This is a genomic window from Duganella callida (assembly GCF_004614165.1).
Taxonomy (GTDB): Bacteria; Pseudomonadota; Gammaproteobacteria; order Burkholderiales; family Burkholderiaceae_D; genus Rugamonas; species Rugamonas callida.
The window spans coordinates 1-7,964 of record NZ_SPVG01000236.1; the positions used below are offsets into that span (position 1 = coordinate 1).

Consider the following 7,964-nt stretch of genomic DNA (forward strand, 5'->3'; position numbering starts at 1 on the left):
GAACACGTGGCCTCTCCCTTACCAAGGGAGTGCTCTACCACTGAGCTACAAGGGCGATTGGGTACTGCCTTTGATGCTTGCGCATCGGACTGCAACAAACACTGGAGCGGGTGAAGGGAATCGAACCCTCGTCATAAGCTTGGAAGGCTTCAGCTCTACCATTGAGCTACACCCGCGAGGTAACGTTCAATTCTATTCATCTTTACTGCGCCACTCAGTCTTTTTGCAAAAACTTGGTGGAGGGGACTGGATTCGAACCAGTGTACTCTGAGAGAACGGATTTACAGTCCGTCGCCTTTAACCACTCGGCCACCCCTCCGCGAGGAACCGCAGAGTATGAAGCAATTTTTCCGAGCTGTCAACTGCGTTTTGCATCTTTTCGATGTTGCGCTGACAGTTCGTCTGCTTCGGGGCGAGATTTTATACGCACCAACTGCGATTGTGCAAGTGTTGTTTTTACGTTGCATGTTTTCCTATACAATCGGCTCACTAACGATCCCCCTGGAGCCCCGGATTTTGAAGAATCGTAGCGGTCGCTGGCCTCTTGTGCTGTTTGCTAACCTGGCCCTGTTGGCCACCTACTACGTCTCCGGCCGCCTCGGTTTGCTGCTGGCCCTGCCGCCGGCCTACGCCTCCCCGATCTTCCTGCCGGCCGGCGTCGCGCTGGCCGCCTGCGCGGTGGGCGGCGCGCGGCTGCTGCCGGCGGTGGCGGTGGGCTCGCTGGCGGTCAACCTGGTGTATCCGGCGCTGAGCCCGCAAGGCATCACCGCCACTGCCGTGTTCGGCGCGTTATGCCCGGCGCTCGGCGCGTTCGTGCAAGCCTGGGCCGGCAGCACCCTGTTCCGCCGCTACATCGACCCGGCCATCGGTTCCGGCCGCGACGTGGTGCGCTTCATCCTGCTGGCCGGCTGCGTGACCGTGGTCAGCAGCACGATTTCGCTGTCGGGCATGTATGCGCTGGGCATCCTGCAGCGCGCCACGCTGGGCGCCGACTGGCTGGCCTGGTGGATGGGCGACACCATCGGCATCCTGCTGGCGGCGCCGCTGACCTGGATCCTGATCGGCCGCCCGCGGGCGCTGTGGGCGCGCCGGCGCATGCTGGTCGGCCTGCCGCTGCTGCTGTCGGCCGGCGCCTTCATCGCCATCTACCTGCAGGCCGACCGCTGGGAAAGCAACCAGCAACTGCAAACTTTCCGCCTCAAGGCGCAGCAGACCGGCGACCTGCTGCAAGCCCAGTTCAGCGAGCATGAACGTTTCATTTATGCCATGGCCAAGGCGCTCAACGACCCGCGCCACGGCTTCGGTCCCGAGGATTTCGGCAACCTGGCGCACGGCTACCTGGACCAGCGCCCCGAGCTGCTGTCGATGGCCTGGCTGGCGCCGGTCGAGGGCGGCCAGCGCGCCGCCTTCGAAGCCTGGGCGCGCCAGCACGTGGCGCCCGACTTCAGCATTCGCGAGCGCACGCCCGACGGCCATTTCATCCCCACCGCGCCGCGCGAGCGCTACTTCGTCTCCACCTACATCGAGCCTGAGGTCAGCCGGCCCTACCTCGGCCTGGACTTCCTGCACGACCCGCAGCGCCGCGCCGCCCTCGAACGCGCCCTGCAATCCGGTCAGCCGACCGCCACCGCGCCGCTGCAGCTGCTGACAGGGCATGCCGGTCCCGGCCTGCTGTTGCTGCAGACCGTCTACCCGGCCGGCAACCAGCGCCAGGCCATCGGCTCGCTGCTGATCTCGATGCAGTTCGACGCCACCCTGGAGCACGTGCTCAAGCGCTCCGAGTTCCCGCACTTCCTGCTGCGCTTCGAGGACACCGACGACGACAGCGGCCGCCGCATCGTCAAGGACACGCTGCGGCGCGCGGCCGGCGCCGACGATTTCCAGCGCCAGCTGCATTTCGGCGGCCGCATCTACGAACTGACGCTGGCGCCGACGCCGGCCTACCTGCAGCAGCAGCGCGGCTGGCAGAGCTGGACCGTGCTGACCTGCGGCCTGCTGCTGACCGGCCTGCTGGGCACGCTGATGATGCTGATCAGCGGCGAACGCGCCCGCATCCAGGCCGAGGTCAAGGATTCCACCTCGCGCCTGCGCCAGCGCGAGGCGCGCCTGCAGGCGATCCTCAACAAGGCGGCCGACGCCATCCTGACGGTGGACAGCAACGGCATGCTGATGTCGGCCAACGCCGCCGCCGGCCGCCTGTTCGGCTACGCGCCCGAGAACATGGGCAGCCTGCCGCTGGACCGCCTGATCCCGGTCGGCGTCGGCGACGCGGCCGGCCTGGACGCGGCCGGCCTGCTGCGCATGATCGCCTGCGGCGTCACCCATGAATACGAGCTGCCCGGCTGGCGCAGCGACGGCAGCGAATTCCCGCTGGCGATGTCGGTGTCGGAAGTCGAGCTGCCGGACGAACACCTGTTCGTCGCCATCCTGCACGACCTGACCGAACAGCAGCAGGCGCAGGAGCGCATCCACCGGCTGGCGCACCACGACACCCTGACCGGGCTGGCCAACCGGCTGTCGCTGAACCTGCGCCTGGACCAGCTGCTGGCGCAGACGCGCCGCGCCGGCGGCATGGCGGCGGTGATGTTCATCGACCTCGACCACTTCAAGAAAATCAACGACACCCACGGCCACGAGATGGGCGATTTGCTGCTGATCGCCGTCGCGCAGCGGCTGCAGGAACTGCTGCGCGAGGTCGACACCATCGCCCGCCTGGGCGGCGACGAATTCATCGTCGTCACCGACGGCGCGGTGACGCCGGACGAAGCCTCCAGCATCGCCGTGCGCATCGTCGCCGCGCTGACCGCGCCGTATCACCTGCAGGGCAAGACCGTGCACAGCGGCGCCAGCGTCGGCGTCGCCATGTTCCCGGGCGACGGCGAGGATGCCGGCACCCTGATGCGCCACGCCGACACCGCCATGTACGCGGCCAAGAGCCAGGGCCGCGGCAACTTCCAGTTCTTCTCGGCCGCGATGAACGCCGCCACCCACGAGCGCCTGCTGCTGGAAAATCGTCTATGGCAGGCGCTGGAGCGGAACGAATTCGAACTGTACCTGCAGCCGCAGATCGACCTGGCGACGCAGCGCATCATCGGCGCCGAGGCGCTGCTGCGCTGGCACCATCCGGAGCTGGGCATGGTGGGGCCGGACCGCTTCATCCCGATCGCCGAAGAATCGGGGCTGATCCTGCCGCTGGGCGACTGGGTACTGCAGCGCGCCGCCGGCCTGCTGCACGCCTGGCGCGCGCCGGGGCTGGCGCATCTGCGGCTGGCGGTCAACCTGTCGGCGCGCCAGTGCCACGGCCCGGGCCTGCTGCCGCACCTGGACCGGCTGCTGCACAGCCACGGCATCGACCCGGCGCTGCTGGAACTGGAGATCACCGAATCGGCGGCGATGCAGGACCCGGAGCGCAGCCGCACCCTGCTCAACGAACTGCGCTCGCGCGGCATCAAGGTGGCGATCGACGACTTCGGCACCGGCTATTCCTCGCTCAGCTACCTCAAGCTGTTCGAGATCGACCGCATCAAGATCGACCGCAGTTTCGTGAAAGACATCGAGACCGACCCGGACGACGCCGTGATCGTCGCCGCCACCATTGCGCTGGCGCACTCGCTGGGACTGGAAGTGATCGCGGAAGGCGTGGAAACCGAGGCCCAGCGCGACTTCCTGCGTTCCAAGCAGTGCGATGAAGCGCAGGGCTACCTGTACGCCAAACCGATGCCGGCCGCGCAGTTCGAAGCGATGGTGCATCAGTCCGGGGTCAGTTCTGCCAATCGTACACGGGCTCTGCTGTAGGCGACGCCTACAGCAGAGCCCGTGTACGATTGGCAGAACTGACCCCGGATTTAGCCGGGGGTGTTGCCGATGTTGGGGTCGCGCTCGATCAGTTCCATCAGCGCGGCCACCACTTCCGGGTCGAATTGCTTGCCGGCGCGGTCGCGGATGTAGCCCACCGCCTCGGTATGCGGCCACGGTTCCTTGTACGGCCGCTCGTGCAGCAGCGAATCGAACACGTCGACCACCGCCACGATGCGCGCCGCGATCGGGATCGCGCGCTCGCGCAGCTGGTTCGGATAGCCGTTGCCATCCCAGTGTTCATGGTGGCCGCCGGCGATCTGCGCGCCATAGGTCAGGTAGCTGACCCCGTCCACCATGTTGGCCGCGCGCTCCAGGATGGCCTTGCCCACCGCCGCATGCTGCTGCATCTCGCTGCGCTCCTCCGGCGTGTGGAGGCCCGGCTTGAGCAGGATGTGGTCGGGCGTCGCCACCTTGCCGACGTCGTGCAGGATGCTGGCCAGGCCGATCATTTCCAGCAGCTGCGGCGTCACCTCGTCCGGATACGCGCCGCGCTCGTGCAGCCGTTGCGCCAGCGCCGACGACAGCATCTGCACCCGCCGCACGTGGCCGCCGGTGCCGCTGTCGCGGAACTCGGCCAGGTCGGCCAGCGCCACCACGGTCGCCTCCTGCGCCTTGCGCAGCTGACCGAACATGTACAGGTTGTCGAACGCGGCGGCAATGCGCTGGCAGAACACTTCCAGCAGGTCGCGCTGGATCTGCGCCAGCGGCCACGGCGGCGTCACCGAGATCGCCACCTCGCGGTTTTCCTGGGTGTGGATGAACAGCACGTTGGCCGGGTGGTCGAACTGCGATTTCTTTTCCGCGAACGCCTTGGAAATGGTCGGCCACAGGGGATGTCCGGCCGGCATCAGTTCGGCGTCGTTGAGCTCGGCGTAGCCGCCGGTGGCCGCCACCACGGTGGTGACGCCGGTGTCGCCCTGCATCAAACACAGCACGCCGTCGGCGCCGACGTCGAGGATGGCGCTCACCTGGTTCAGCACGCCCGAGGCGAACTCGCGCAGCGAATGGATCTGGTACAGATTGGTGGCGCCGGCCAGGATCTTGCCCAGGCCGATGCGGCTGCGCTCGAGCATGTTCAGGCTCTCGTACGCGCGCAGCGCCGAGATCACCGTGGTGAACAGCTTTTGCGTGGTCAGCTCGGTCTTGGCCTTGTAATCGTTGATGTCGTATTCGATGATCACGCGCTGCTCGGGCGCCTGGCCCGGCTGGCCGGTGCGCAGCACCACGCGCACGATCGCGTTGTGCAGTTCTTCGCGGATGCGGCGCGCCAGGATCAGGCCGGCGTCGTCGGTTTCCATCACCACGTCCAGCAGCACCAGGGCGATGTCGGGCGTGTCGCGCAGGATGTCGTAGGCTTCGCGCCCGCTGTAGGCCGAGAACAGCTCCAGCTCGCGGCCCTTGAAGCTGACGTTGCGCAACGCCAGGCGGGTGACGGCGTGGACGTCGGCATCATCGTCGACGATCAGCACGCGCCACAAACGCTGGTCCGGCGCCTTGGGACCACCGGCGGGAAGCTCGTCCTCATCTTCATCGAGCAGCCAGTTGTCGTCTGCGGCGTTGGCATCTGTCATACACAAATCTCCTGGGGCGCTCTATAGCTGTTCGATAGCCTAGGATAATCAGATTCCCCCTCTGTGACAACCTTTATCGGAGGGCTCCGGCAACACTAGTTGCTGACCGGTGACGTCGCCGTTTCGGCCGCCGCGGTGGCGGTGCGCGCCGCGCCGCCGCAGGCGCCCGGATTGGCGCCGGCATCGAGGTTCTGATAGCGGATTTCATACTTGCCGCTGGAGAGTTTGTCGACCAGCAGCCTGTCGTGCGCCTGCACATAGGCGTAACGCACATTCGAGCGGCGGTCCATGTCGTAGACCTTGATGAACACCGCCGAATTGTTGGCCGCGTTGTCCAGCGTCAGTTGCATCTCCTCGCCGCGGTTACCGACCGGGAAACCCTCGACATAGCCGGAACGCGCCGGCCACGGCTCGCCGTTGGGCGCCACCAGCGTCTGCGGCGGTGCCTCGCTGTCGCATTCGGCGCCGGCGTTGGGCAGGATCACCTGCGACACCGCCACCACCCGGATCGGCGCCTTGGCCGCATGCGCCTCGCGCTGGCCGCCGCCGCGCACACTGGCCCAGGCTTCCTCCGGCTCGGCCTTGCCGTCCTTGCGCGCCGGCGTCTCGGTCGGCGCCGGCGCGGCATTGGCGTCGATCGCGCCCTTGCCGTTCCAGGCCGCGCTCAGCATGTTCGACAACTGGCGCGGTTCGCTGACCATGGTGACGCCGCCCAGCCAGCCGATCATCAGGCAGCCGGCCAGGCCGGTCCACCACTTCCAGTCGCGCCGGCGCGGACGCGCGCGCCGCGACGGCGTCTCATGCACGTGTTCGGGATGCCAGCCGGACTCGTGTTTGTGCTTGCCGCGCTCGCCGCCCTCCTCGCCGCGCGTGCTTTCCAGCCATTCGACTTCCCATTCCTCGGAGGCGATCCACTCGTCATGCTCCTTGCGGCGCTGCGGATCGGACAGCGTCTCGTAGGCGCTGTTGAGGATGGCCATGATGCGCGCCGCCTTTTCATCGCCCGGATTTTTGTCCGGGTGATATTTCTGGCTCAGCGCCTTGTACGCGGCACGTATGACCTCCTGCGGCGCCATACGCGACACTTTCAGGTTGTCATAGTGGGTGTGTATCTTTGCCATGGCGGAAAATCGATGCGGAATCAGTCATCATAGCCCATCTTAGCGCATGCAACTCGCAGAGCAGTGGAGTAATTCTCTTGCTTTTCTGCTTACTGTGCTTTTCTGTCTACAAGCGATGCGTTCTGTCATGCATGACGATGGCCTGCGGCAGTTCCACGCCTTTGCCGACCACCAGCACCTTGAACAATTCGCCCATCTCGGCCGGCGACACCAGCTTTTGCATGGCGCGCGCCCGCGGCAGGTAGGCGGCGGCGTCGGCCGGGTCGGTGCGCAGCAGCAGATCGCCGATGCCGGCGCCGAGCAGGAAGCCGGACTGGTTCAGGTAGCCGAGCACCTCGATGCCGTGGTCCTGGGCCGCCAGCGCCATCGCCGTGAAATCGACGTGGGCGGTGATGTCCTGCAGGCCGGGGTAATAGAACGGATCGGCGTGGGCGTGATGCCGGTAATGGCACATCAGGGTGCCGGCGGCACGCTGGTCGAAATAGTATTCGTGCGCCGGGAAGCCGTAGTCGAACAGGAACGCGGCGTTGGCCTGGCCGCGGCCCAGCATGCGCGCCAGCGTGGCCATGAAAGCGCAGGCCACGCCGTGCACCTCGGTCACGTAGCCAACCGGCAGCAATGCATGCTCCGGGATCTGACGGTCGACCTGCGCCAGCAGCGCGGCATCGGCCGGCGCCTCCAGGTACTGGAAGCGGCCGTCGGCGATGGTCACCTGCAGCTCGCGCCAGCCGTCCGGATGCTTGCTGACCAGGTGCACCGGCATCGCATCGAGCACCTCGTTGCCGAACACCACGCCATCGAAGGACGCGGGGACGGCGTCCAGCCACTCGACTTGCGGGAAATCGCGCAGCCTTTCCTGCTGGCGCGCGCGCAGTTCGCCGGACAGTTCGACGATCGCATAACGCTCGACGACCACGCCGGCGGCGGCCAGCTCGCGCAGGATGTCGAACGCCAGCTTGCCGGTGCCGGCGCCGAATTCGAGGATGCGCGGCGCGCTTTGGGCGATAATAGCGGCTGCGACCTGGGCCAGCGCGCCGCCGAACAGCGGCGACAGCTCCGGCGCGGTTGTAAAATCGCCATCTTTGCCCAACTTGGCCGAGCCGCCGCTGTAGTAGCCCAGACCGGGCGCGTACAGGGCCAGCTCCATGAAGCGGGCAAAGGAGATAGCGCCTGCATTGTCGGCGATTTCAGCGGCAATCAGGTTCTGCAGGGCGTGGGACGCGGCCAGCGCGTCGCTAGAAGGTTCGGGTAAGGACATCCCGGCATTATATCCAGTTCAACATGATGACAGCACAGGACAACTCCGCCGCGCCGTCGCGCGTGGCCCTCGTAACCGGCGCCGGTCGCCGCATCGGCCGCGTGATCGCGCTCCCTTTCGTAGGTGCCAATGGCAACTACACCCGCACCTCCAACC

The 7,964-nt window shown here is 66.6% G+C and carries 4 protein-coding genes and 2 tRNA genes; 1 reads left to right on the plus strand and 5 read right to left on the minus strand.

Going from position 1 to position 7,964, the window contains the following annotated elements; all coding sequences use genetic code 11:
* Nucleotides 1-102 precede the first annotated feature (102 nt).
* Together E4L98_RS23735 and E4L98_RS23740 are read right to left on the minus strand one after the other, a co-directional pair.
* Nucleotides 103-176, minus strand: a tRNA-Gly gene (locus tag E4L98_RS23735).
* A gap of 58 nt (nucleotides 177-234) precedes the next feature.
* Nucleotides 235-319 (minus strand) — tRNA-Tyr (locus tag E4L98_RS23740).
* 227 nt (nucleotides 320-546) lie between these two features.
* Between E4L98_RS23740 and E4L98_RS23745 the strand changes: the two genes are divergently transcribed.
* Nucleotides 547-3,795 carry an EAL domain-containing protein gene (locus tag E4L98_RS23745; protein ID WP_229257539.1) on the plus strand — a complete coding sequence of 1,083 codons (3,249 nt, stop codon included), beginning with the start codon at nucleotides 547-549 and terminating at the stop codon, nucleotides 3,793-3,795.
* 50 nt (nucleotides 3,796-3,845) lie between these two features.
* Here E4L98_RS23745 and E4L98_RS23750 read toward each other — a convergent pair whose 3' ends face one another.
* The 3 genes from E4L98_RS23750 to E4L98_RS23760 form a co-directional block, all read right to left on the minus strand.
* Nucleotides 3,846-5,429: a DUF3369 domain-containing protein gene (locus tag E4L98_RS23750; protein WP_135204009.1), complete on the minus strand. Its 1,584-nt coding sequence runs from the start codon at nucleotides 5,427-5,429 to the stop codon at nucleotides 3,846-3,848.
* A gap of 95 nt (nucleotides 5,430-5,524) precedes the next feature.
* Nucleotides 5,525-6,550 (minus strand): J domain-containing protein, encoded by a 1,026-nt coding sequence (locus tag E4L98_RS23755; protein WP_135204010.1) that lies wholly within the window; start codon nucleotides 6,548-6,550, stop codon nucleotides 5,525-5,527.
* A 106-nt stretch (nucleotides 6,551-6,656) separates the two neighbouring features.
* The gene (locus tag E4L98_RS23760) at nucleotides 6,657-7,808 is read right to left on the minus strand and encodes a class I SAM-dependent methyltransferase (RefSeq protein ID WP_135204011.1); all 1,152 of its coding nucleotides are present in this window, start codon (nucleotides 7,806-7,808) and stop codon (nucleotides 6,657-6,659) included.
* Nucleotides 7,809-7,964: the final 156 nt, after the last annotated feature.

Excerpts from the sequence above, each read along its gene's own strand:
- E4L98_RS23750 (WP_135204009.1), bottom strand. The coding sequence starts at position 5,429 with ATGACAGATGCCAACGCCGCAGACGACAACTGGCTGCTCGATGAAGAT.
- E4L98_RS23755 (WP_135204010.1), bottom strand. The coding sequence starts at position 6,550 with ATGGCAAAGATACACACCCACTATGACAACCTGAAAGTGTCGCGTATG.
- E4L98_RS23760 (WP_135204011.1), bottom strand. The coding sequence starts at position 7,808 with ATGTCCTTACCCGAACCTTCTAGCGACGCGCTGGCCGCGTCCCACGCC.